At 71.8% G+C, this 25,826-nt stretch carries 15 protein-coding genes; 1 reads left to right on the top strand and 14 read right to left on the bottom strand.

The genetic code is table 11. The features are described 5' to 3' along the window. Nucleotides 1-9: 9 nt before the first annotated feature. From OG430_RS46620 to OG430_RS46565, 12 genes are all read right to left on the bottom strand, one after another. Nucleotides 10-891, bottom strand: a complete 882-nt coding sequence (locus OG430_RS46620) for an alpha/beta hydrolase (RefSeq protein WP_327358798.1) — start codon at nucleotides 889-891, stop codon at nucleotides 10-12. Beyond that, nucleotides 884-11,206, bottom strand: a complete 10,323-nt coding sequence (locus OG430_RS46615; protein ID WP_327358797.1) for a non-ribosomal peptide synthetase/type I polyketide synthase — start codon at nucleotides 11,204-11,206, stop codon at nucleotides 884-886. The genes OG430_RS46620 and OG430_RS46615 overlap by 8 nt, the downstream gene beginning before the upstream one ends. 49 nt (nucleotides 11,207-11,255) lie before the next feature. Then, on the bottom strand, nucleotides 11,256-12,284 hold the full coding sequence (locus OG430_RS46610; protein ID WP_327358796.1) for an HAD-IIIC family phosphatase: 1,029 nt from the start codon (nucleotides 12,282-12,284) through the stop codon (nucleotides 11,256-11,258). After that, on the bottom strand, nucleotides 12,281-13,423 hold the full coding sequence (locus OG430_RS46605; protein WP_327358795.1) for an acyl-CoA dehydrogenase family protein: 1,143 nt from the start codon (nucleotides 13,421-13,423) through the stop codon (nucleotides 12,281-12,283). The genes OG430_RS46610 and OG430_RS46605 overlap by 4 nt, the downstream gene beginning before the upstream one ends. 32 nt (nucleotides 13,424-13,455) lie before the next feature. Continuing rightward, a complete protein-coding gene (locus OG430_RS46600) occupies nucleotides 13,456-13,710 on the bottom strand; it encodes an acyl carrier protein (RefSeq protein ID WP_327358794.1) in 255 nt (84 codons plus the stop codon). 52 nt (nucleotides 13,711-13,762) lie between these two features. Beyond that, nucleotides 13,763-14,617: a 3-hydroxyacyl-CoA dehydrogenase family protein gene (locus OG430_RS46595; RefSeq protein ID WP_327359490.1), complete on the bottom strand. Its 855-nt coding sequence runs from the start codon at nucleotides 14,615-14,617 to the stop codon at nucleotides 13,763-13,765. Between the two features lie 13 nt (nucleotides 14,618-14,630). Further along, nucleotides 14,631-17,099 (bottom strand): FkbM family methyltransferase, encoded by a 2,469-nt coding sequence (locus tag OG430_RS46590; RefSeq protein ID WP_327358793.1) that lies wholly within the window; start codon nucleotides 17,097-17,099, stop codon nucleotides 14,631-14,633. A gap of 239 nt (nucleotides 17,100-17,338) precedes the next feature. Continuing rightward, nucleotides 17,339-18,295, bottom strand: coding sequence for an aromatase/cyclase (locus OG430_RS46585; RefSeq protein WP_327358792.1), 957 nt, complete (start codon nucleotides 18,293-18,295; stop codon nucleotides 17,339-17,341). A 103-nt stretch (nucleotides 18,296-18,398) separates the two neighbouring features. Beyond that, on the bottom strand, nucleotides 18,399-19,181 hold the full coding sequence (locus OG430_RS46580) for an SDR family NAD(P)-dependent oxidoreductase (protein ID WP_327358791.1): 783 nt from the start codon (nucleotides 19,179-19,181) through the stop codon (nucleotides 18,399-18,401). 1 nt (nucleotide 19,182) lies between these two features. Further along, entirely contained in the window at nucleotides 19,183-20,886 is a 1,704-nt protein-coding gene (locus OG430_RS46575; protein WP_327358790.1) for an FAD-dependent oxidoreductase, read from the bottom strand. Next, entirely contained in the window at nucleotides 20,883-21,170 is a 288-nt protein-coding gene (locus tag OG430_RS46570) for an antibiotic biosynthesis monooxygenase family protein (protein ID WP_327358789.1), read from the bottom strand. Before OG430_RS46570 ends, OG430_RS46575 begins: the two co-directional genes overlap by 4 nt. A gap of 40 nt (nucleotides 21,171-21,210) precedes the next feature. Continuing rightward, nucleotides 21,211-22,833 carry a class I adenylate-forming enzyme family protein gene (locus tag OG430_RS46565; protein ID WP_327358788.1) on the bottom strand — a complete coding sequence of 541 codons (1,623 nt, stop codon included), beginning with the start codon at nucleotides 22,831-22,833 and terminating at the stop codon, nucleotides 21,211-21,213. 203 nt (nucleotides 22,834-23,036) lie between these two features. On the opposite strand from OG430_RS46565, the gene OG430_RS46560 reads away from it, so the two are divergent. Further along, entirely contained in the window at nucleotides 23,037-23,498 is a 462-nt protein-coding gene (locus OG430_RS46560) for a nuclear transport factor 2 family protein (protein WP_327358787.1), read from the top strand. Between the two features lie 96 nt (nucleotides 23,499-23,594). Here the strand turns inward: OG430_RS46560 and OG430_RS46555 are convergent, their stop codons facing one another. Next, nucleotides 23,595-24,539, bottom strand: coding sequence for an MBL fold metallo-hydrolase (locus tag OG430_RS46555; RefSeq protein WP_327358786.1), 945 nt, complete (start codon nucleotides 24,537-24,539; stop codon nucleotides 23,595-23,597). A gap of 2 nt (nucleotides 24,540-24,541) precedes the next feature. Next, nucleotides 24,542-25,816: an FAD-dependent monooxygenase gene (locus OG430_RS46550; protein WP_327358785.1), complete on the bottom strand. Its 1,275-nt coding sequence runs from the start codon at nucleotides 25,814-25,816 to the stop codon at nucleotides 24,542-24,544. Between the last annotated feature and the right edge of the window lie 10 nt (nucleotides 25,817-25,826).

Raw genomic sequence — 25,826 nt, 5'->3', positions numbered from 1 at the left:
CGGCCTCCTTTACTTCGGGTTGTTCTGGCTGAGGAATGCGACGACGGTCTCGACCGTTTCCGACTGCTTCGCCGGGGCGTCGAAACCGGCGTCGACGAGGCGGGCCGAAGGTGCCTCGGACGCAATGCGTTTGGCGATCGACTCCGGCTGCCGGCCGCCTGTTCCGGGGAGCACGAGAAGCGGCGCCGGGAAGGCGGCGATGTTGCCCTCCGGCACGGAGAAGTAGGCGGAGTCGGCCGGGAAGATGGCGTCGCGGTAGCGCACGAGCGTGGTGATGTACCGCTCGCGCCGCAGGGCCAGGAACTCGTCGTGGAATTCCGCGTCGTCGTGCAGGCGCTGTGCGAACGGCCCCGCGGCCGGGTTCCGCGCGAAGCTGCCGTCCTGTGCGGCCGCCTCGATCACCGCGCCGAGTCCTTCGGTCTTGGGGTCGTCGAAGGAGGCCGCGCGCGGCAGCCGCATCGCCTCGTCGAAGAGGCCGAAGAAGTCGCCGAGCGTGTTGGTGCCGTCGCGGCCGACGGGCTCCTGGGCCACCACGGAGAGGATCCGCTCGGGTGCCTCGGCGGCGAGCCGCCAGGCGTGCGCACAGCCGATCCCGGCCGCGACGACATGGACGCGGTCTACGCCGACCTCGTCGAGGACGGCCAGTTGGTCGGCGACGGTCTGCTCGTACGAGAACGGGGCGGCGGGGGCCGGGCTGCGGCCGGCGTGCCGCTGGTCCATGGCGATGACCTGGAAGTGCGGCGCGAGTTCGGGCACGGGGTGGTAGAAGTTCGTCTCCCACGCCGCCGTCTCGCTGTGCACGCTCCCGGGGGCGAGGAGCAGCACCGGTTCGCCGGAGCCGCTCACCTCGTAGTGGATGTGTGCACCGTCCGGCCGCACGATGTCAGGCATTGTCGTCTCCTGGGGTCTCCGGAATGGCGCGCAGGAGTTCTGCGGCCATCGCCTCGTAGTTCTCGATCGGAGCCGCGTGACTTCCGGCGATGGTCCGGTGCACGAAGTCTCCGCGGGTGTATTCCTGCCAGGCCTGCACGTGTTCGGCCGGGAGGACCGGGTCGTCCGTCGCGGAAATGGCGTGGACGGGAATGCGCAGGGCGTCCCTGGAGTCGTTCTCCATGGAATTCCGGTGGCTGAGGGCCAGGACGTGGTCGTCGCGCAGCGCCTCGCGATAGTCGGTGAGGAGTTCTTCGCTGGCCAGGATGGCGTCGGGCAGGATGCCGACGAGCGCTGCCGCCAGGTCCTCGAAGCTCATAGTTTCGAGGGACTTGGCCAGCTCCTCCATGTGCCGCATGCCGGGCGGCGGCGGCGAGTTGGGCGGCAGACCGCAGGCCGGTACGAAGGTGAGCGCGGGCCCGTCGGGCCGGTCGGCCAGTGCGTGGGCTAGCTCCCAGGCCAGCCAGGATCCCTGACTGTGCCCGTACAACACCGTCGGTACGGGGTCCCGGTCCATGAGTTCGCCGACGATGCCCCGCACCACGGCGCCCATGTCGGTGGCGGCGGGTTCCAGGGCGCGCTCCGCCCGGCCCGGCAGCTGTACGGCCAGCAGCTCGACGTCGTCCGGGAGCATCCGGATCAGCGGGACCTGGGCGGCGGTGGTGCCGCCTGCTCCGGCGACGCAGACGATCCTGGCGCGCGGTTGCAGGACCGGCTTCATGGTCCGCAGCCAGCTTCCCGGGCCGGCCGCGTCGGCCTGGGCCTCGGCGGTTTCGGGCAGCACCTTGGCGATGACCGTCCGCGCGATGCCGACGCATCCGGCCTCGCCCAGGACGAGCCGGGTCGGTACCTGGGCGCCGGTGATCCGGGTGATGCGGGCGCGCAGGCCGACCGCCATCAGGGAGTCCATGCCGAGCTGGACGAGCGGCTGGGCGTCGGGGATGTCCCCGGCGGCCAGGCCGAGCACCGGGGCGATCTCGTCCTTCAGCAGGCCGAGCACCAGGGCGAGGCGCTCCTCCTCGTCGTGCGCGAGGAGCCGGTCATGGAATCCGGGGTCTCCTGCGGCGCTCCGGCGGCCTTGCCCCGGGGACGCCTCGTCGGTCTGTCGTTGCAGCCACTCGGTGAGCAGCGGCATCAACTGGGCGACGCCTTCGCGCAGTTGCTCGGGGGCACCGATCAGCTCCGCGACCCGGTCCGCCTCGCCCGAGTTCACGGCGTCCCAGAACGCCTGGCCCTGTCCCTTGGCCGCGCCACGGCCGGGGAGGGCCTGCTCCCGCCAGTGCCGCTCGCTCTGGAAGGCGTAGGAAGGCAGCGGCACGACGGCTGTGGCGTCGGCGCCGAGGACGCGGTCCCAGTCGAGGGCGTGGCCCTGGACGTGCAACTCGCCCGCGTTGTACAGGAGTCGGGACAGTCCGCCCTGTTCGCGGGCGAGCGAGCCCACGACGACGCCACCGCGTTCGGCGCTGCCGTCGGTGAGCGGCATGCCGAGCACGGGGTGGGCGGAGATCTCCACGAACACGTGGTGTCCGTCGTCGAGCAGCCGGTCGAGGGCCTGGTCGAAGCGGACCGGCTCGCGGAGGTTGCGGCACCAGTAGGTGGCGTCGAGTTCGGCGCCGTCGGCGATCTGTCCGGTCACTGTCGAGTAGAAGGCGATGTCCGTGGCCTTGGGCACGATGCCCGCGAAGTCCTCGGCGAGGGCGGGGAGGAGGGGGTCCATCTGGGCGTTGTGCGAGGCGTAGTCGACGTTGATCTTCCGGGCGTATACGTCCTGCGCCTGAAGATCCGCCACCAGCGCGTCCAGCTCTGCGGCCTGACCTGAAATCACCGTCGAGCCAGCCGTGTTCACCGCCGCGACGGACAGCGCATCGCCGTACGGGGCCAGGAACTCCTCGACTTGGGCCACAGGACGCTCGATCAGAGCCATGCCACCCTGGCCGGCGCACGCGAGGACCGCGTGCGAGCGACGGGCCACGATCTGCGCCCCCTGCTCCAAAGTGAGAGCACCGCTCACCACACCGGCAACGACCTCGCCCTGCGAGTGCCCCACCACCGCGGCAGGCTCCACACCCAGGGAACGCCACAACGCGGTCAGGCCCACGGCCATCGCGAACAGGGCGGGCTGGACCACGTCCACCCGGTCCAGCGGCGGGCGGTCCGCGCCCTGGTCTGCACTCGGGTCTGCGCCCTGGTCTGCGAGTACGTCCCGCACGGACCAGCCCGTGAAGGGGCGGAGCGCCGCATCGCAGGCGTCGATCGTCCGGGCGAACACCTCGCTCTGCGCGAGGAGTTCACGCCCCATCCCGGCCCACTGCGAGCCCTGCCCCGGATACACGAACACCGTCTTGCCGCGCCGCGCGGCCGTGCCCTGGGCGACCGCGGGATGCGGCACCCCCTCGGCCAGGGACCGCAGCCCGGCCACGGCCTCCTCGACCGACGCGGCACTCACGCTCGCCCGGGCGGCGAAGTGCGTGCGGTGCCGCGCAGCGGTGGCGGCGACATCGTGGAGCCGTACGCCGGGGTTGGCGTCGAGCCAGGACGCCCAGCGTCCCGCCTGCTCGACGAGCGCGGCCTCGCTGTGCGCCGACACCACCACCGGAAGCGGCGTGGGCGCGGCCGTCTCGGCGGACTCCCCCGGCTCCCACAGCGGCGGCTCCTCCAGCACGACATGCGCGTTGGTGCCGCCGAGGCCGAAGGCCGAGACGCCGGCCCGGCGCGGTCCGTCCTGGGCTTCCCACGGCTTGGTCTCGGTGTTGACGTAGAACAGATTGGGGTCGAGCCCCATCTCGGGGTTCGGGCTCTCGAAGTTGAGGCTGGGCACGAGTTCGCCGCGGTGCAGACAGAGCGCGGCCTTGATGAGTCCGGCGACGCCCGCGGTGGCGTCGGTGTGGCCGATGTTGGTCTTCACCGAGCCGATCGCGCAGGGCTCCGCCCGCTCGGCGGCCGCGAACACCTGCTGCAGCGCCTGCACTTCGATGGGGTCGCCCAGGGCGGTGGCCGTGCCGTGGGCCTCGATGAGGCCGACGGTGTCGGGGCTCACCCCGGCCTCGGCTTGCGCGGCCGCGATGACCCGGGCCTGGCCCGCGACGCTCGGCGCGGTGAAGCCGACCTTGTTGGAGCCGTCGTTGTTGATGGCGCTGCCACGGATGACCGCGTAGATGTGGTCGCCGGAGGCGAGGGCGTCGGAGAGCCGGCGCAGGACGACGACGCCGACACCGTCGGCGAGGACCGTGCCCGCGCCCTTCTCGTCGAAGGCGCGGCACTTGCCGTCCGGCGAGAAGACCAGGCCTTCCTGGTGGAGGTACCCGAGTTCGAGGGGCAGGGCAAGGGAGGAGCCACCCGCGAGGGCGATGTCGGACTCGCCGCGCAGCAGGGACTCGCGGGCCAGGTGGGTGGCGACCAGGCTGGTCGAGCAGGCGGTCTGGACGGTGAGGGCGGGGCCGCGCAGGTTGAGCTTGTGGGCGACGCGGGTGGCGAGGAAGTCGTTCTTCGTGCCGACCATCTGCCGGTAGACGTCCGACATCTCGGTGGCCTCTTCGGCGCCCGCGTACTGGGCGCCGCCGGAACCCGCGAAGACGCCGACGCTGCCGTCGAAGGAGGCGGGCCGCACCCCGGCGTGTTCGAGGGCCTGCCAGGAGCACTCCAGGAAGAGCCGGTGCTGCGGGTCCATGATCTCGGCCTCGGCGGGCGAGCAGTCGAAGAACTCGGCGTCGAAGAGGTCGGCGCCCGTCACGACTCCCTTGGCCGGTACGTAGTCGGGGTGGCCGAGCAGGTCCTCGCCGATGCCGGCGGCGCGCTGCTCCTCCGCGGTGAAGTGGGTGATCGACTCGATGCCGTGGCGCAGGTTGTGCCAGTAGGCGTCGACGTCGGGGGCGCCGGGCAGCCGGACCGCCATGCCTACGATCGCGACCGCGTCCTGTTCCGTGGACCGCTTGCGCCCGGTGAACTCCGGTCCGGGGAGCGGTGTTTGGCCCTCGTCACGCAGATGGGCGGCGAGCTGGCGGACGGTCGGATAGCGGAACAGGACGGAGAGCGGGAACTCGCGGCCGAGCCCGGCGCACATCAGCTTGTGCGCTTCAAGGGCGGTCATGGAGTTGGCGCCGAGGTCGAAGATGCCGCGGTCCGGGTCGATGTCTCCGTGCCCGAGCACCTCGGTCCAGGCGCCGGTGACCAGCGCCTCGACGTCGTCACCGGTGACGGCGGGCCGCGGCCGCGACTCGGTCGGTGCGGGCAGGGCGAGCAGGGCGCCCCGGTCGACCTTCTTGTTCGGGGTGTGCGGCAGCTCCTCCATGCGGAAGAGGCGGCCCGGGACCATGGCTGCGGGCAGCCGCTCGGCGGCGTGGCGCAGCAGGTCCTCGTCGAGAGCGGTGCGGTTCGCGGCCGGCACCCAGTAGAGGCAGAGCCGGGGGTCGCCGGCGATGTCCTCGCGGACCACGGCGGCGCATTCGGCGACGGCCGGGTGCTCGCCGGCGACGGCCTCGATCTCGCCCAGCTCGATGCGGTGCCCGCGCAGCTTGACCTGTGCGTCGGCCCGGCCGCAGAACTCCAGGGTGCCGTCGGCGCGGTGGCGGACCACGTCGCCGGTGCGGTACATCCGGGCGCCCGGCGCGTCGGCGAAGGGGTCGTCGACGAAGCGTTCCGCGGTCAGCTCGGGGCGGTGCAGATAGCCGCGGGCGACCCCGAGGCCACCGATGTACAGCTCGCCCCGGGTGCCGCGCGGGACCCTGCGGCCCTGAGGGTCGAGTACGTACAGGATGTTGTTCAACAGCGGTTCACCGAGGGCGACTTCGCCGGGTACGGCGTTCCAGGCGGCGGACCAGACGGTGGTCTCGGTGGGCCCGTACATGTTCATCAGGCCGTCCGGGCACAGCCGCAGGAGCTTGCGGGCGAGGCCCCGGTCGAGGGCTTCGCCGCCGACCAGCATCCGGTCCAGGCCCTGTACGAGGGCCCGGCCGTCGGCGTCCGCGAGGAGCATCCGGGCGAGCGACGGGGTGCACTGCAAATGGGTGGGCGCGTACGGCAGTTGGTCGGCCCAGCGGGCCGGGCCGCCCTCGGCGACGACCACGCGGTAGCCGCGGGTCAGGGTCCAGAGCAGCTCCAGGGTGGAGATGTCGAAGGACAGGCTCGTCACCGCGAGCCAGGTGTCGCCGGGGCCGCCGCCGACCCGCTCGTCCATGGCGGAGCAGAAGTTGGCGAACTGGGCGTGCTCCAGCTGCACGCCCTTCGGCTTGCCCGTCGAGCCCGACGTGTAGATGACGTACGCGAGGTCGGAGAGGGCCGCCGCGGCCTCGATGTCCGCCAAGTCGGCGTCGGGCGCCGGGGCGGGCAGCGCGTCGGCGAGGAGCACCTGGATGCGGTCGTCCGCGATGTCCGCGGAGCCCGCCCGGGTGGAGACGACGACGTCGAGGCCGCTGTCCTGGATGACGTGGTCGAGCCGGGCCTTGGGGTAGTCGGGGTCCATCGGTACGTAGGCGCCGCCGGCCAGCCAGGTGGCGAGGACCGCGACCACCAGGTCGGCGGAGCGCGGCAGATGGATGCCGACCAGGGTCTCGCCGGTGACGCCCGCGGAGCGCAGCTGTCCGGCCATCGCGGAGGCGCGGAGCACCAGGTCGCGGTAGGAGACCTCGCCCGCGTCGGTGATCAGGGCGGTCGCGTCCGGGGTGCGGTGGGCCTGGTGCAGGATGCGGCGGATCGCGGTGTCATCGGTGACCTCGGCCGCGGAGGTGCCGCCGGTCTCGGCCAGCCAGGACGCCTCCGCCTCGTCGATGACGCGGAGTTCGCTGATCGGGCGGTCGTGCCCCTCGACGAGGGAAGCGAGCAGGGTGCGGAAGTTGGCCACCAGGCGGTGGGCCGAGGCCCGGTCGAGGACGCCGGGCAGGAATTCGAGTTCGCCGCGCAGGCCGTCGTCCGCCGGGGCGATCGTCATGCCGATCTCGGACTTGGCGACGCCGCGCGGCCCGCCTCCCACGGCCGCTCCGGGCAGGTGGGTCCAGCCGGTGTCGCCCTCGCCCAGGTCGGGGAAGGTGTTGGCCCGGTAGTTGAAGACGGCGCTGAACAGCGGGTTCTCGTCGCCGGTGCGCTCACCGCCCGCGACCTTGAGGATCTCGGTGAGCGGTACGTCCTGGTGGTCGAGCACGCCGAGGATCCGGGGCGCGGTCGAGGCGAGCAGCTCGTCGAAGGTCGGGTCGCCGGTGAGGTCGCAGCGCAGCGGCAGGGTGCCGACGAGGAAGCCGAGCGTGCCCTCCACGCCCGGGAGTTGGCGGTTGGCCCAGACCGTGCCGAGTCCGAAGTCGTACGACCCGGTGGTGCGGGCGAGCAGCACCGCGAAGGCGCTCGCGTACACGGTGTACGGAGTCAGGGAGGCGCGGGCGGCGAGGTCCTGGAGGCCGGTGCTCAGCTCGGCGGGGATCGTGAAGCCGACCGTGCCGTCGTGGGCGTCCGTGCCGTCGACGCCGTCCGCGCCGTCGACGCGAGCGGCCGGTGGCAGTTCGAGTCGGCCCATCCCTTCGAGCTCGGTCGCGTAGTGGTCGAGCGAGGGCGCGAAGTGGCCTTCGGCGAGGGCGCGTTGCTCCCAGGCGGCGTAGTCGCCCAACTGGTAGGAGATCTCGGGCAGTTGCGGATCGCGGCCGTCCACCAGCGCGGTGTAGGTGTCGAACAGTTCGCGGGTGAGCAGCGACAGGGACCAGCCGTCCGTGACGGCGTGGTGCAGGAAGAGGCCGATCAGCTGTCCGCCGTCGTGGGTGTCGGCGAGCAGGCAGCGCAGCATGCTCGGCCCGTTCAGCGCGAGGGGGATGCGCTCCTCGTGCCGGACGCGCGCGTCGAGCTGCTGCTCGTCGAGGCCCGAAAGGTCCTCGTGGGCGAGGGGCAGGTCGTACTCGCCGTGGACGACCTGCACGAGTGCGCCGTCCCGCATCTCCAGGCCGGTGCGCAGCGCTTCATGACGGTCCATCACGTGGCGCAGGGCGGCGGTGAAGGCGTCCGCGTCGAGGCGGCGGGCGGTGCGCAGCAGCAGCGGGGTGTTGTACTGCGCGCTGCCGGGCTGCATCTGTTCCAGGAACCACAGCCGGCGCTGTCCGTCGGTCGCCGGGTGCACCGCGCGCTCCTCGGCGCGCTGCAGGGGCGGCGCGGCGGGGGCACCCTCGATCTCGCCCAGGGCGTGCTCGATGAGGTATCCGGCCACGTCGTGCGGGGTCGGGTGCTTGAACGCGAGGTTGGCCGGCAGGGTGGCGCCGGTGAGGTCGGAGAGCCGGTTCCGGAGCTGCAGCGCCATGATCGAGTCGAGGCCCAGCTCCTGCAGCCGCTTGTCGGCGGGGACCGGCTCCGGGGCGCCGAGGACGGCGGCGGCCTCCTCGCGCACGACCTCGGTGAGGCTCGCGTGGCGGGCGTCCTCGTCGAGCGCGCGGAGGCGGGCGCGCAGTGCGGCCGGCCCTTCGGTGGCGCCGGTGGGCTGCTCCTGGCGCTTGCGGAGCAGCGCCTCGCGCTCGGCGGGGTCGAGCTCTCGGTAGCCGGCGAAGTCGCTCCAGTAGGACGTGCGCCGGAAGGCGTACGTGGGCAGCGCGACGGCGGCACTGCGCGGGGCGGTGCCGAGGATCCGGGTCCAGTCGACCTGATGGCCCTGGGCGTGCAACGTGCCGAGGGAGAGCATGAGTTGGGACATGGAGTCGGCGTCGCGACGCAGGCTGCCGACGACGGCGCCGTGTGCGTCGGCGGTGGCGGCGGTCAGCGGCATGCCGAGGATCGGGTGCGGGCTGATCTCGACGAAGACGCCGTACCCGTCGGCCACCAGGCGGTCGAGGGCGCGGTCCATGCGTACGGTCTCGCGGAGGTTGCGGCACCAGTACGCGGCGTCGAGTGCGGTGCCGTCCATGACCTCGCCGGTCACGGTCGAGCAGAAGGTGATGCTGTGGGCGGTGGGCCGCAGGTCGGTGAGCTGTTCACGCAGCCAGGGCAGCATCGGGTCGATGTGCGCGCTGTGCCCGGCGGTGTCCGACTGGATGCGCCGGCAGAAGACCTCGCGGCCCTCCATCTCGCCGAGGAGTTGCTCCACGGCCGGGACGTCGCCGGATATGACCGTCGAGCCCGCCGTGTTGACGACCGCGACCGACAGGGCGGCGCCGTAGGGGGCGATCAGCTCCTCGACCTCGTCGACCGGCAGCTCGATGAGCGCCATCGCGCCGCGGCCGCTGCACTCGCGGCGCTGACCCTGGGAGCGCAGCGCGGCGAGCCGTGCGCCGTCCTTCAGGCTGAGCGCCCCGGCCACCACGGCCGCGGGCACCTCGCCCTGGCTGGAGCCGACCACGGCGGCGGGTTCCACGCCGAGGGAGCGCCAGACGGCGGCGAGGCCGATCATCACCGCGAACAGGGCGGGCTGCAGCACGTCGATCCGCTCGAACGACGGCAGTTCCTCGCCCTCGGGTTCGGTCAGCAGGTCCATGACCGACCAGCCGGTCCAGGGGTGCAGCGCCTCGTCGCACTCGGCGATCGCCGTCCGGAACACCTCGTTCTCGGCGATCAAGGCGCGGCCCATGCCCAGCCACTGCGAGCCCTGGCCGGGAAAGACGAAGGCGACCTTGCCCCGGTCGCGGGCAGAGCTCGTCACCACGCCGGGGTGCGGGCGGCCTTCGGCCAGCGCGGTCAGGGCCGCTGCCGCTTCGTCGGCGTCGCCCGCGACGACGGAGGCCCGCGCTTCGAGGTGGGTGCGGTGCAGCGCGGCGGTGCGCAGGACGTCCTGCCACGGGGTGTCGCCGTGCTCGGTGAGCCACTGCGCCCAGCGGCCGGCCTGTGCGCGCAGCGCCTGCTGGTCGTGGCCGGAAAGCAACAACGGCCTTGCGGACGATGGGAGTTCAGCGGTCTCGGGCGCTTCGGCGGGGGTGGTCGCGTCGGCGTCGACCGTGACGGGGGCGGGCGCGGGGGCCTCCTCGACCACCAGGTGCGCGTTGGTGCCGCTGATGCCGAACGCCGAGACGCCGGCCCGGCGCACCCGCTCGCCGCGCCGCCACGGGCGCGGTTCCTGGAGCAGGCGCAGGCCGCTGTCGGCCCAGTCGATGTGCGGGCTGGGCTCGTCGGCGTGCAGGGTGCGCGGCAGCGACTCGTGCTGCAGGGCGAGGACCATCTTCATCAGGCCCGCGACGCCGGCCGCGGCCTGGGTGTGGCCGATGTTGGACTTCGACGAGCCGAGCCAGACGGGCAGTTCGGAGTCACGGCCCGGCCCGAAGACCTCCGCGAGGGCGCCCGCCTCGATGGGGTCGCCGAGCGGGGTGCCGGTGCCGTGGGCGTCGATCGCGTCGATGTCGGCGGGGGTGAGCCGGGAGGCGGCGAGGGCGTCGCGGATGACGCGCTGCTGCGCGGGTCCGTTCGGCGCGGTCAGGCCCTGGCTGCGGCCGTCCTGGTTGACGGCGGAGCCCCGGATCACGGCGAGCACCTTGTCGCCGTCGCGCTGCGCGGCGCTGAGCGGCTTGAGGACGAGAATGCCGACGCCCTCGGACCAGATGGCGCCGTCGGCCCGTGCGGAGAAGCTCTTGCAGCGCCCGTCGGGGGCCATCGCGCCGAGCCTGCTGGACTCGACGAACATGGCCGGCGAGGCCATCGCGGTGACACCGCCGGCGAGGGCCAGATCGCACTCGCCGCTGCGCAGTGCGGCGACTGCGGAGTGCACGGCGACCAGCGAGGAGGAGCAGGCGGTGTCCAGGGTCAGGGCCGGGCCCTGCAGCCCGAGGACGTAGGAGACGCGGCCGGAGACGACGCTGCTCTGGATGCCGGTGCCCTGGTAGCCGTCGAAGCTCTCCAGGGGCGCGTTGCCGGTGTCGTAGTCGGAGCGCATGGCGCCCAGATAGACGCCGGTCCGGCTGCCGCCCAGGGCGTCGGGCCGGATCCCGGCGCGCTCCAGGGCCTCCCAGGACGCCTCCAGGACGAGGCGCTGCTGCGGCTCCATGGACAGGGCCTCGCGCGCGGACACCCCGAAGAAGGCGGCGTCGAACTCGTCGAGCCCGTCGAGGAATCCGCCTTCGCGGGCGTAGCTCTTGCCGATCGCCGAGGGGTCGGGGTCGTACAGGTCGAGACCGTCCCAGCGGGCCGGCAGCGGGCCGATGGCGTCGCGGCCGTCGTCGAGCAGCTGCCAGTAGTCCTCCGGGGTGCGGACGCCGCCGGGCAGCCGGCAGGACATGGCGACGATCGCCACTGGCTCGTAGCGCTGGTTCTCCAGCTCGGCGTTGCGCTTCTGGAGCTGGAGGACGGCGGCCATGGCTCGCCGAAGCCGGTCCTCGTTCGCCTGGGAGTTCATCTCCGCCATCCGTCTCGTTCCGGGACTTCGCAAAAGGGGTGCGCGCGGGTCAGCGCTCGACCGTGACGTCCATGTAGGCCGGGAACTCCGGCACCCGGGTCCCGTCGTGCTCGAGCACCGACACCTCGCCGTCCTTGGCGACCTCGCGGAAGCCGGCGAACTTGTAGGTGACGAACATCGTCCGGTTGCGGCTGGTGGGCACGAATTCCGCGCGCAGCCGGGCGCCGGCCTCGTGGGCGCTGCGGATCAAGTGATTGAGCAGGACGGAGCCGACGCCTCGGGACATGACGCGGCAGGACATGAGGAGCAGCTTCAGCGTCCAGGCGTCGGCGCCGCGCTCGACGAGGGCGAGGCCGATCTTGCCGTAGGTGCCGTAGGTGTCCTCCAGGCCCGCGACCAGGAGTTCGTGGTCGGGCGAGACGCGGAAGGCATCGAGTTCGTCGTACGAGTAGGTGTATCCGGTGGCGTTGAGCTGGTTGGTGCGCACCGTCAGCTCCTCGGCACGCTGCAGGTCGCGCTCCTGGGCGGGCGCGATGGTGAAGCGCATGCCGAGGGAGGCGAGGAACTGCTCGTCGGTGCCCTCGTGGGTCTCCTCCGCCTCCTTGCGGCGGATGTCGGCGCGGTAGAGGTGGCGGCGCTCACGGCTGTCGGCGGTGACGAACCGCGGCTGCATTTGTGGCAGTTCGGGGATGCGCTCGGCGTCGAGGGCGTCGATGCAGAGCACCTCGGGGTGCGCGAAGCGGACCTCGTCGCGCTCGAAGGGCTGGTCGTCGACGAACGCCAGGGTGTCGATGCCGATGTTGATCGCCTCGGCGACTGCCCGGACGGAGGCGGACTTGTTGCCCCAGTTGATCTGCGGGTGCAGGAAGTACTCGGCGATCCCGAACTCGGTCAGCTTGGCCATGGCCGCGTCGTGGTCGTTGCGGCTGGCGATCGCGTGCAGGATGCCGCGCTCGTCGAGGGTGCGGAGCACCTCGACGACGACGGGCCGCAGCTTGACGTCGCCGTCCTCCAGGAGCACCCCGTCCCACACCGTGTTGTCGAGGTCCCACACCACGCACTTGACGGTCGTCGTCATCGCACACTCCTCAGCGCCCGTTCCTGGAACGCGTACTCGGCCAGGCCCACTTGGTGAAGCTGCGAACTGCCCTCGATGACCTCCATGACCCGGGAGTCGCCGAGGTAGCGCTGCACGGAATAGTCGGAGCTGCAGCCGTTGGCGCCGTGGATCTGTACGGCGTCGGCGGCGGCCCGGGTCGCGGCGGTGGCCGCGAAGTACTTGGCCGTCGAGGTGGCGGCGAGCGCACCGGGATCGTGCCGGTCGCGCAGCCGGCCGGCCTCCAGGCAGAGCAGCCGGGCCGCGTGCGCGTCGGTGTACATGTTGCTGATCATTCGTCTGACCAGCTGGTGTTCCTTGATGAGGGAGCCGAACTGGACCCGGCTGTTGGCGTAGTCGACGCTGGCGTCGAGGCAGGCGTCGAGGATGCCGACGCAGCCCCAGCCGACGGTGTAGCGGCCGAGGTCGAGGGCGGCGCCGACGACGTGGGAGACGCCGAGGCCGGGCCGGGCGAGCAGATTGGCGCCCGGGATCCGGCAGTTGTCGAAATACACGTTGGCGGTCATCGAGGCGCGGATGCCGATCAGGTCCTCGATGAGCTCGGTGCGTACGCCGGGGGTGTCGCGTTCGACGAGCAGGGCCGTGGGCCCGGCGTCGGTGCGGCCGACGACGACGAAGACGTCGGCGCTCTCCCCGTACGTGATCCACTTCTTGTGGCCGTCGAGCAGCCAGTCGTCGCCGTCCTTGGTGAGGGTGGTGGTCACGCCCGCCGCGTCGCTGCCGGCGCCCGGCTCGGAGACGGCGAGCGCGCCGATCCGCTCTCCACTGGCGAGCCGGGGCAGCCAGGTGTCCTTCAGGGCGCGCCCGCCCCAGCGGTTGACGGCGTGGGCGACCATCGTGTGCACCGTGAGCAGGCTGCGCACCGAGGAGCAGGCACGGCCCAGTTCGCCGGCGAGCAGCCCGAGGGTCACCGCGTCGCAGCCGCCGCCCCCGTACTGCTCGGGCACCGGGAGGCCGAGCAGCCCCTCGTCGGCGAGCAGCCGGATGGTCTCGGGCGGGGTGCGCTGCGCCTCGTGGTACGCGTCGGCGTGGGGTGCGATCTCGCGGTCGGCGAAGTCCCGGAACTCCTTGGCGGCCTGGGCCTGTTCCGCGGTGAGCATGCTGGTCATCGTCGTCGCGTCCGCTCTCTTGCTCAGTGGGGTACGGGGGCGGACAGCTTGCGGGTGACGAAGGAGTCGAGTGCGCTGATGGACTGGAAGTACTCGAGCTCCAGGTCCTCGTTCTCGACCGTGATGCCGAACTCGTGCTCGACGAAGGAGACGAGCTGCATCGCGAACATCGAGCTGACGAAGCCGAGTTCGAAGATGTTGTCGTCGTCCTTGAGGTCGTGCACCGGGAAGAAGCGGGACAGATACTCCGCGATCCTGGCCCTGGTGTCCGTGCTCATTTCTCTTCCGTCCTGTCGTCGTCGGATGGATGGGTGCGCCGAGCCGCGTCACTCAGCTGTACTTGTGGAAGCCCTCGCCGCTCTTCCGCCCGAGCAGGCCGGCGGCGACCATCTTCTTGAGCAGCGGGGCGGGCCGGTACTTGCTGTCGTTGAAGCTCTCGTAGAGCACCTCGACCGACTTGAGGATGGTGTCGAGGCCGATCAGGTCGGCGGTCTCAAGCGGGCCCATCCGGTGGTCGAAGCACGAGGTGAAGATGCGGTCGACGTCCTTGGCGGGGGCCACGCCGTCCTGCACCAGGAAGGCCGCCTCGTTGATGGTGAGCATGAGGACGCGGTTGGAGACGAAGCCGGGCACGTCCTCGACGACGATGCACTCCTTGCCCATCTCCGCGAGGAAGCGGCGGGCGGTGTCGATGGTCTCGGGCGTCGTGTGGTGGCCGCGGATCACCTCGACCATCGGCTTCATCGGGACCGGGTTCATGAAGTGCATGCCGACGACCCGCTCGGGGCGCTCGGTGATGGAGCCGACGCGGGTGATGGAGATCGCCGAGGTGTTCACGGCGAAGGTCACCTCGGGGCGGACGATCTTGTCGATCCGGTCGTACACCTGCTGCTTGATGCCCCAGTCCTCGGTGACGTTCTCGACGACGAAGTCGGACTTGGCGAGCAGCTCGTAGTCGGTGGTGAACTCGATCTTCTCGAAGACCGCCTTCGGGTCGACCCCCGAACCCTTGTTGAACAGGGCGTACGTGCGCAGGCTGGTGCGCAGCTCCTTGCGGGCGTCCTCGAGCACCTTGTCGGAAACGTCGACCAGGACCACCTGATGACCGGTCTGGGCGAGGTTCTGTGCGACGCCGACGCCCATCACACCGGCGCCGACCACTCCTACCGTGGCGAATTCCATGATGCGTACGACTCCGTTAGCGAGTGCCGCGTACGGCGTAGATGTTGTGGATGTCCGTGCCGACGTACAGCTCGTCCTGCTCGGCCCTGGCGGTGAAGCCGCGGCTCTGCAGGAGCGCGACGAGCCGGGCCACCTCGCCGTCCGCGTCGTGCGCCTCCAGGACCATCTGCTGGATCTTGGGCCAGTCCTCGTCGGCGATGCCGTCGATGACCTGGCGCTCGCTCTTCTGTACGTCGATCTTGATGAGGTCGATGCGCTCGATGCCCTGCTCCCGGATCACGGCGCTCAGCGGGCGCAGCGTGGCGGTGAACTCGATGGCCTCGAAGCGGACGTCCATCAATTCCTCGGCGTGCGAGGTGAGTTCGGCGACGTCCGCGTCGGCGGTGGTCTTCTGCTGGTTGGCGATGATGGTGCGCAGGTTGTGCTTCTCCTCCGCCTCGTCGGGGTGGAAGGAGGACATGCCGGAGCTGCGCGGGTAGAAGGTGAACTGCGCCTGGCTCTCGCTGTCGGAGATGCCGATGTTGAACAGCTGGGCGTTCACGTTGTGTTCGGCGGCGTTCTGGCTGAGCAGCTTGAACATCGGCGGGGCCGGCTCGAAGGTGAAGACCCGGACGTCCTTCGCCTCGTAGTGGGCGAAGAGCGTGAACAGGCCGATGTTGCCGCCGACGTCGACGACCGTGGCGCCGTCCGGGATGGAGATCCCGTTCTTGGCGTAGGTGCGGTGGTCGAAGATGTCCTCGTAGAAGTGGAGGGTCTCCGCCTCGTTCTGGTGGGAGATCTCCAGGCCGTTGGGCAGCCGGAAGCGGGCCTGGGAGCCGGCCGTGTGCGAGGACGCGTCGTCCTCGCGGATCAGCTCGCCGCCGGCCTTCAGGGTGTCGATCGCCGCGGCCATCCGGGTGAGCGTCGACCACTCGTAGACCTGGCGCAGGGTGAGCTCGACGCCGAAGGTGCGGTTGATCCGCAGGATCAGCCGGGAGGCGAGCAGCGAGTTGCCGCCTACCTCGAAGAACCCGATGTCGTACGGGAGTTGCTGCTCGGTCTTCAGCAGCTTGGCCCACAGTCCGTGCAGCTCGGCCTCGGTGGCGGAGGCCTCGTGCGCGCTCGCGCCCGGCGCGTCCGGGACGGCGGCGTCCGGCTCGGCGATCAGCTCGGCGGCGGGGAAGGCGTCCCAGTCGATGTCGGCGTGCGCGAGCCAGAGGCGGCCCAGGGCCTTGAGCGCGACGGCCGAGTCGGAGTGGCGCTCCAGCGGGTGGCGCATCGCGGCGACGATGGTGCCCGCCTCGCTGCCGCGGACCACGGTGGCCATGCTGGACAGGGTCTGGCCGGGGCCGGTCTCCAGGAGCAGCGGGCCGTTGCCGACGGCCCGCAGCCCGTCGGCGAAGCGGACCGGGCTGACCAGGTGCTGCGACCAGTACCCCGGGTCGGTGGCCTGCGCGTCGGTGATCGGGGCGCCGGTGACGTTCGAGATGTACGGGATGCGCGGCGGGTTGAGCGTCAGCGTCCGTGCGAGTTCGGTCAGCGGACCGGTGATCGAGCTCATCATCTGGGTGTGGAAGGCGTGGGTCGTCGTGACGCGGCGGCAGACCACGCCCTGCGCGGTGAGGCGCTGCTCGAGACCGGCGATGGCCTCGGTCGGGCCGCCCGCCACACAGAACTCCGGGCCGTTCACGGCGGACAGCGAGATGCCGACGGACAGCAGCGGCCGCAGCTCGTCCTCCGGCAGCATCACGGCGAGCATGGAGCCCTTGGGCAGCTCGTCGATGAGCGCGGCGCGGCGGGCCACCAGGGTCAGCGCGTCCTTCAGGGACAGCACCCCGGCGAGGGTCGCGCAGACGTATTCGCCGAGGCTGTAGCCGATCATCATGGCGGGCTTGGTGCCCCACGACTCCCAGAGCTTGGCCAGGGAGTACTCGATGACGAAGAGCGCCGGCTGCGCCAGCCGGGTGGCGTTCAGACGGCGCTCGTTCTCGCTCTGCGGGCCGGTGTCCCGCCCGAGCATGCGACGCAGGTCGACGACGGGCGCGGTGGGCTGTTCCGGGGTCGGGTCGGGGAAGACCACTTCCCGTATGTCCAGGCCGAGTTCGGGGGCCAGGGCCTCGGCACAACTGTCCACGGCCGCCCGGAAGACGGGGAAGTCGCGGTACAGGTCGCGGCCCATGTCCTGGTAGTGGTCGCCGAGGCCGGGGAACATGAAGGCGACCGGGGCAGTGGACTCGCCGGGCTCCTTGGCGCCCAGTTCGGCTGCGGTGCCCTCGCCGGCCAGGACCGCGCCGCGGTGGCTGCCGTCCGGGGTGCCGATGTTGTACATCCGCGTCGGCGCGTCCGCGGGCGCGGCGGCGGCGAGCCGGGCCTTGAGGCCGGCGGTCGCGGAGTCGAGGGAGGTGCCGTCGGGCCCGCTGACCAGCGCGAGGTGCCACAGCACGGGCTCGGCCGGCGGACCCGCCGCGGCAGACGTCTCCTCGGCATTGATCGTGTAGGGGCTCATGCCACTCCTTGAATGTCCGTGGTCACCCCACCCTCGCCAGGACGGCTAGAGCGGGACCGGAGCAGCAGTGGACGAGGCCGCACCGGATTGCAGAAGCTTCTGGTGGTCACCGGGGCGGCCGGTGGATGACGTATGCGCGAGAGCGGATGACGACCGGCGTACGGCGTACGACCTGCGCGGACCCTGGACCGAAGGACACGGACCGCAGGGCGCGGGGCGTGGCGGCGCCCCGCGACGGGTCACAGGACGCGGATCGCCGACTCCGCGTGCCGCTTGGCCAGTTGGAGCGTCGCCGTGGAGTTCCGGCCCAGCGCCTCGCGTACGTAGCGGCGGGCCCGGGTGAGGTCCGCGCCCGCGCCGAGCACCTGCTCGACGGCCTCCTCGCGCAGCACGACGCTGTGCTGGGAGCTCACCGTCACGCCGCTCTCGTCGGGCAGCACCGACCACTCGCCGGTGTGCGCGTCCATCAGGGCGGGCGTCGCGGTCTGCTTGTAGACGATGCGTCCCGCGTGCGGGAAGCAGATCCGTACCGACTCGGTGGTGTGTGTGGAGCCGTCCGCGGTGCGGGTGTCCATCTTCATCACCTGCACGCCGGGGGCGTCCTCGGTCAGCTCGAGGCTCGACACGTGCGGGACGAGGTCGGGCCAGTCGCCGACCCGGTAGAGGAAGTCGTAGACCAGCTCGGCGGGGCCGTTGACGCGGACCGTGTCCTCGAAGGAGAGGATCAGCTCGTCGAACTTGGTCCAGCGCTCGGCGATCCGTCGCAGATTGCCCAGCTCGGCACGGGAGTTGGTGTCGATGGCCCGCTCGACCCACTCCACGTTCGCGGCCTGGTCGCCCACCACCGTGTAGTCGTGCAGGAGGGTGAGCCGGCTGTCGCCGCCGGGTAGCTCCTCGACGATCCAGGTCCCGTTCATCGTCTCGACCGGGTTCTGCGGGTTCTGTTGACGGAACTGGATGATCCGCTCCGTCGGGTCCTGCACCCGGTGCGAGAGCCAGGACCTGATCTCCCCGTTGGCGACGGCCCACATCCGCAGCCGCTCGTTCGTGCCGTCGAACTCGAGCCGCTCGACATGCACGTTCGGCGGGAAGAACAGCGGCCACTGCTCCACGTCGGAGATCAATCCGTAGACCACCCCGGCCGGCGCGGCCACCTCGACCGCGTGGGACGTACGGTGCACTCGCTGACCCGTCATGGCCAACACCTCTTTTCTCAGGTTCCGGTAGGGGGATCAGAGCGCGAACTTCCGATGGGACGCGCACCGACTCGAGGCAGGCTCGAAGGGCGCTCGAACCGGCTCAGAAGTTGCCGAGACCGCCACAGACATTGAGCGCCTGCGCGGTGATGGAGGCGGCGGGCGGGGAGACCAAGTAGCCGACCAGACCGGCGACTTCCTCGGGCGTCGAGTAGCGGCCGAGCGGGATCTTCGCCTCGAACTGCTCCTGGACGTAGTCCTCCGTGGTGTCCCAGGCGGCGGCGTACCCCTTGCGCACCCGCTCCGCCATCGGCGTCTCGACGTAGCCGGGGCAGACCGCGTTGACGGTGACACCGGTGGGCGCGAGCTCCCGGCCCAGCGCCTTGGTGAACCCGACGACGCCGTGCTTGGAGGCGCTGTAGGGGGCACCGAGCAGGACGCCCTGCTTTCCTGCGGTGGAGGCGATGTTGATGATCCGGCCCTGGGGCGAGTCGGCCAGGCCGCCGTTCTTGAGCACCTCGCGCGTCATCAGGAACACGCTGTTGAGGTTGGTGTCGATGATGTCGTACCAGAGCTCGTCGGCGATGTCGGCGGTGACGCCGCCACCGCTGCGGCCCGCGTTGTTGACCAGGACGGTGAGGGGCCCGTACCGCTCGACGGCGGCGCGCACGACGGCCGCCACGGACTCCGGGGAGCGGACGTCGGCGACCATGCCGTCGACGTCCAGGCCCTCGTCGGTGAGGTCGGCGATCGTCTGCTTGACGTCGAGGGCGGTGCGGGCGCACAGGAAGACACGGTGGCCGGCGTGGCCCAGCTGGCGGGCCACCTCCAGGCCGATGCCGCTGGTGGCCCCGGTGATCAGGGCGACAGGCTGGTTGCCGGACACGTCATTGCTCCTTCAGCCGGTGGGCGGGTACGGGGAGTTGGGGTCCTGGTTCGACCCGGGCGGGTTCCGCGAGGGGGGCGAGTGCGCCGATCGGGGCGAGTGCCCGGCCCAGGGCGCCCCGGGAGAGCACGGCGCCGCGCGCGGCGACATAGCCGTCGGGGCGGACAAGCAGCCAGCCGCCCGGTGCGAGACCGAGGGCCCCCCGCAGCCGGCTGTCGGGGTCGGCGAGCGGGGCGGGCCCGTCGGTGCCGCCGACGGTGCGCACCGAGAGCCACTCGGCGTACTGGACCGCTGCCGTGATGGCCACGCCCTGGGGCACGTCGCCGGGTCCGGTGCCGCCCGTGGCGAGCAGCAACGACCAGCGCGGATCGCGTAGTTCGCCGTGGAGTCCGCGGCAGCCCCGGTCCTCGGGGGCGTGCACGGCCGCGGCGGTGACGCGCTCGCCCGGCACGGGTCCGGCGCCCCGCTCGGAGCGCCTGACGCGGGAAGTGGTCAGGGAGCTGTCGGCGTATCCGATGCGCAGTCCGGACATGCCGCCGAGCACCTTGCGCTGGATGGCGCGGCGCAGCACCGGCACATTGCGTACGACCGTGAAGACGACCGGCAGCATGACCGAGGCGAGCAGGTTCTTCAGCTGGACCAGGAAGGTGGCGGTGCGGGTGGCGCCGAGGAGCGCCTTGCCGATCGGCACCCGCTCCTCGCTGTAGGTGTCGAGCAACTCCCGCCCTGCATGGCCCTGGTGGACCGATGCCAGCTTCCAGGCGAGGTTGTACGCCTCCTGGATGCCGGTGTTCATGCCCTGGCCGGAGGCGGGGCTGTGCACATGGGCGGCGTCACCGGCCACCAGGACGCGGCCGCGCTGCATCCGTTCCACCATGCGCTGCTGGAACGTGAAGACCGAGGTCCACTCGGCCTCGCCGACGTGCACCGGGCGGCCGAGGCCCGCGGAGAGCTTGGCGGTCAGCTGCTCCTCGACGCCGCGCGGGTCGGTCGCGCGGTCCGTGGGCGCGGTGTCGAGGAGCCGCCAGTGTCCGTCGCGGGCGTAGGGCACCATCATCAGCGCCTGGCCGCCGGTGTGCGTCCAGTAGATGGTGTCGGGCGGCAGGTCGGTGGTGACGGGGGCGTCGGCGAGCATCCAGGTCTCGCTGGTCTCGCCGAGCAGTGCGAGACCGAGGAGTTTGCGTACGGTGCTGTGTCCGCCGTCGCAGCCGACCAGCCAGGACGCCTCGACGCTCTCCTCGGTGCCGTCGGCCGTGCTCAGCCGGGCCCGCACGCCGTGCTCGTCCTGCTCGAAGCCGGTGAGCCGTACGCCCCATTCGATCTCGACGCCGTGCCGGGCGACGGCGTCGCGCAGCACGGCCTCGGTCTCGGTCTGCTGGATGACCAGCGTGTAGGGGTACGACGTCGGCATCGTGCGGTAGTCGGCGTCCAGGCGCACCAGGCGGCGCCCCTTCGCGTACATGGTGAAGGCACGGTTCTGCCGGCCCCGGGGCAGGATGTCGTCGACGACGCCCATCTGGTCGTACGTCTCCAGGGTGCGCGGGTGCGTGGCGACGGCCCGGCTGGTGCGGGCGGGCCCGTGGGCGGCGTCGACGAGCCGGACCTTGAGGCCGCGGCGGGCCAGCTCGTGGGCGGTGGTCAGGCCGACCGGCCCCGCGCCCACGACGAGGACCTCCGGGTGGCGCTGTGCGCGGGGGCCGCTCACGCGCTGTCCTCGACGGTCTCGTACAGGCCCGGGTCGGGGGTGGCCAGCGGGCCGAGGCCCTTGACCAGGGACTGGAACTCCTCGCTGCGCACGGCCTTGCCGTGGGCGGCGGCGTCCTGCCAGACGGCGAGCTCCAGATAGACGTGGGGCGCGCCCGCGTGGCGCAGGGTCTGGTGGCTGACGTAGCCGGGCTGGGCGGCCATGTAGGCGGTGAGCTTGCCCTTGACGTCGAGGAAGGTGTCGATGTCGCCGTGCACGGTCAGCTTGTTGACGAAGGTCACCACGGTGTTACTCCTTGGGTCTCGGTTCGGTCGCGGGCGGCCGTCAGGCGGCGGCGCGGGTCTTCAACTGCTGTCTGAGAGCGCGGCGTTCGGGCTTGCCGGTGGGTGTGCGGGGTATCGCTTCCAGGGCCTCGGTGAGCCGGATCTGCTCGTGGTGCGCGAGGCGTTCGTTGGCGCGCTGGGTGATCGAGTCGAGGACGTCGAGGATGCCGATGCCGTCTCGGGTGTCGTCCCATCCGTACGTCTCTTGCGCCGCGTCGTCGCGCAGCACGATGCCCGCCCAGACGATGCCGCCGTGCACGGGGTCGGGCCAGTCGGCTACCACGCAGTCGGCGACGCGCCGGTCCTCGGCGATGATCTGCTCGATCTGGCTCGGGGAGACGATTTCGTTGTCGTACTTGAAGATGTCGACGAGCCGGTCGACGAGGTACAGCTCTCCCTCGTCGTCGAGGTAGCCGACGTCGCCGGTGGCGAACCAGCCGTCCGCGTCGATCCGCGGACAGCCCTGCTCGCCGAGATAGCCGGCCATCAACTGCGGGCCCCTGACCTGCACTTCGCCGGTGGACCAGATGTCGACGGGGGTGCGGGTGCCGATCTCCACGAGCCGGCACTCGGTCCCCGGCACGGCGGTGCCGACCGAGCCCGAGCGGTAGCGGTCCGGGCGCTGGCAGTGGGTGAGCGGGGAGAGCTCGGCCATGCCGTAGCCCTGGATGACGGGGACGCCGAGCCGGGCGCGCAGGGTGCGGGCCGCCTCCGGCCGCAGGCCCGAGCCGCCGGAGAGCACGGCCGTCAGGTGCGGCCCTCCCGGCAGTTGGGGAGCGCCGGTGAGCCGCTTGTCGGCGGCCAGCCGGTGCAGCCGCGCGGGCAGCCCGAAGTAGTGGGTGGCGTCGGCCGCGGCGGCCGCGGCCAGCGAGGCGAACGGGTCCGGGTCCTGGCACAGGACCTGGCAGGCGCCCGCGTACACCGCGGAGTTCAAGTGCATCACGTGGTGCAGCGGCAGGTGGTTGAGGGTGACCGAGGTGCGGGTCAGCCGGTGCGCGAGCGCGGTCTGGCGGGCGTTGGCGACCAGGTTGCGGTGGGTGAGCAGGACGCCCTTGGGGCGGCCGGTGGTGCCGGTGGTGTACTGCACGCAGGCCACCGAGTCGGGCGCGACGGTGTGGCCCTGCTGGAGGCGAGGGCGGCCCTGCTCCCGTACGACCGTGTGCAGGGGCACCGCGTCCGCCGGGACCACGCCGTCCGCCGCGTCGGTGACCACGATGGTGCGCAGCTTCGGCAGGGCGCCGCGCATCTTGGTGAGCAGCTCGGCCGTGGGCGTGGGCACGAAGGCCACCTCGACCCCGGCCGTGGCGAAGACGTGCCGCAGACCCTCTTCCCTGATCAGGGGGTTGACGAGGACCACGACGCCGCCGCTGCGGCTGGTGCCGTAGTAGGTGGCGGCGAAGACCGGGTCGAGGACGTTGGTCACGCCGATGCGTACGCCGCCTCTGCCCTTGGTCTCCCGGTGCAGGAACTCGGCGACGCGGTCGGCCTGTTCGTCCAGCTCCCGGTAGGTGACCGGGGTGTCCGAGCCGCCCGCCGTACGCAGGGCGATGCCGTCCGGGTCACGGTCGGCCGCCGTGCGAAGGAGGCCGTCCAGCGGGACATCCGGATACGTGAAGCTCGGCACGACGCTGTCTCCTCCGGCTCGACGGTGCTGCGGTCGGTGCGTTGGTGGTTCGTTGGGTGTTCGTTGGGTGTTCGTTGGTGCTTCTTTGGGTGCACAGCCCACCGTCCGTCGCCGCGCTTGAGGAATGTTCGAAGGCCGCTCAATCTGTGCCACAGAGAGTGTCCGTATCCGAACAGGGCTCCGACGGTACGAAGGAGTGGTCCATGGCCACCGAGACACTCAGCCGCCCCGGCACGGTCGCCGAGGCGATCGACATCGGCGTGGTGTATCCGCAGGTCCAGCAGTTCTACGCGCACCAGATGCAGCTCTTCGACTCGTTCGACGCCGACCGCTGGGCGGGTACGTTCACGGAGGACGCCGTCTTCAATGTGCCGACGCTGGACCGGCCGGTGCACGGACGCGCCGAACTGGCCGCGAACGTACGCCGCAACAAGTCCCAGGCCGCCCGCACCGGCGAACAGACCCGGCACTGGATCGGCATGCTCGACCTGATGCCACAGCCGGACGGCACGCTCAACACCCGTTGCTACGCGCTGGTTTACGTCACCCCGCGCGGCGGCGAGTCGAAGCTGCTGCGGGTGTGCGTGATGGAGGACATCCTGGTGCGCTCGCGCGCCAAGTGGCGTACGCGCTACCGCCTCGTGACCCGTGACGACCTGGCCTGACATGCCGAGGAGCCGGTGCGTCCGGGCACCGGCTCCTGGCAGCGCGAGGGGCTGCGCGAGGGGCGGCCGCTCTCAGGCGTGAGAGGCCGGCCGGCCTCAGGCGTGACAGGCCGGCAGCCCGCCGTGGTACTCGCTCATCTCCCGGAACAGCGCGGGGATGTCCAGCGGATCGCCGGGCGCCGCGCCCAGCGCCTCCGCGTAGGCCCGGTGCAGGTTGGGCACCAGGCGTTCGGCGTCGATGAGGTCCGCGTACGGTCCGGGGCCGGCCTCGACGGCGAGCTCGCGCGGGCTCAGCCCCGCCGCGATGCCGCCGGTGGCCAGGGTCTGCAGCCGGCGCAGATAGCCCTCGTTGGCGTCGAGCAGCTCGGGGCCGCCGACCGGTCCGTGCCCCGGCACCACGGTGTCGGCGCCGAGACCGCGCAGCACCCGCAGGGCCTCCAGCGAACCGGTGACCGAGCCCATGGGGCAGAACGGCGTGGCCCCCGCCATCACCAGGTCGCCGGTGAACACCACCCGCTGCTCGGGCAGCCACACGACGGTGTCGCCGGTGGTGTGCGCGGGCCCCACATGCAGCAACTCGACCTGTGTGGAGCCTACATGGAGGGTCATCCGGTCCCGGTAGGTGACCGTCGGCGGCGCGATCCGCAGGTCGCCCCAGCACACGTCGGGCCACAGCCCGGTCAGGTGCAGGCCGGCCGTGGTGATGTCCGCCCGCGCCCGCTCGTGGCCGATCACCACGGCCTCGGGGAAGACGAAGTTGCCGAAGGTGTGGTCCCCGTGGAAGTGGGTGTTGACCAGGAGCCGGGGCGGCCTGGGCGCGAGCCCGAGCGCGGCCGCGCGCAGCCGGCGGGCCCGCGCCTCGGTGGCGACCGTGTCGACGAGCGCGCTGTCCGCGCCGTTCGCGATCACCCCCGCGTTGTTGAGACACCAGCCGCCGTCGGACTGGACGTACGCGAAGACCCCGTCGGCGATCTCGGTGAGCGTCGCGCTCTGCCCGGCACGAGTACCCGGGACGTGCGCCGCGGCGCGTGTGCCCGGCACGGTCAACTCCTCGCCGGTTCGGGGCGGGTGGCCTCGAACAGGTCGGTGCGTACCTCCACGGGGTCCGTGCCGTACGCGATCTTGTGGGTGATGCGCGCACCGATCGGGGTGCGGGTCACCAGGGCGGCGGCGCGGGCGCGGGCGAAGGTGGCGACGGCGCCGCCGCGGCCGAGCAGCGCCTTGGCCTGCATCCGCTGCATCCGGTGCACGGCGGCCGCGGCGGGCCTGCGCCGCTCCTCGTACGGCAGCAACCGCTCCCTGCTCGCGTCGCCCGTGCGGACCGCGTCGACCAGGACGGGGTGCGCCGCGGCCGCGTCCTGGAGCGCGAGGTTGATGCCCTGCGCGCCGATCGGTCCGTGGGTGTGGGCGCTGTCGCCGATCAGGACGAGTCCGTCCTGGACCCACTGGCCCGCCTGCCCGGCGAACACGTCGAGCAGTTTCAGGTCGGACAGGCTGTGCAGGTGTTCGTGGATGAGGTCGGCGAACTGCGGGAGTTCGGCGGCCAGTTCGCCGCGGATCGCGCCGATGCCGCGGGCCGCGGCCCGGTTCCAGGTCCGGTGGCCGAGCGTCCAGCCGATCCGCAGCCGGTCGGGGTGGGTGTCGTGGACGAGCAGCGCCCCGCCCTCGGTGCGGTGCACCCGTACCCGGCCGGTGGCACGGTCCGGTGCGGGCAGCGCGAACCAGACCACGTCCTGGTCGAACGCCTCGATGCGGCCGGCGTCGATCCCGGCGAGCATCCGGGTGCGGGAGAACCGCCCGTCGGCGCCGACGACGGCCGTCGCCCGCACGGTCACGGTGGTGGATCCCGAGCGCTGCGCCACCACTCCGGTGATGCGCTCGCCGTCCCGCAGGAGCCCGTTGACGCGATGCCCCTCCAGATAGGTGAAGCCGTCCAACTCCTGGCAGGCGGCGAGGAGTTCGGCCAGCAGGTGCTTCTGGGGCAGCGCGAGCAGGCAGTCGTACGGGGCTTCGAGGCGCCGGTAGTCGATGTCGAGCAGCAGCCGTTCGTCCTGCAGCACCTGGAAGCCGTCGAGCGCGCAGGCGCCGCGGTCGCGGGCGGCGGTCAGGACGCCGAGCTGGTCGAGGACGCGCTGACCGCCGGGCTGCAGGATCTCGCCGTGGAAGTCCCGGCGCAGCTGCGTGGAGCGCTCCACCAGCGTCACGCCGATCCCCGAGCGCAGCAGCATCAGGGCCAGGGCGAGCCCGGCCGGGCCCGCGCCGACGACGCAGACGTCGCTGTGCGGTTCGCCCACGCTGTCCATCGTGGGCACGCTCACCTGAGTCATG

The sequence above is a fragment of the Streptomyces sp. NBC_01304 genome, from assembly GCF_035975855.1.
Taxonomy (GTDB): Bacteria; Actinomycetota; Actinomycetes; order Streptomycetales; family Streptomycetaceae; genus Streptomyces.
Note: the sequence above shows the minus strand (reverse complement) of the source record. Positions and strands in the feature narration are given on the sequence as shown.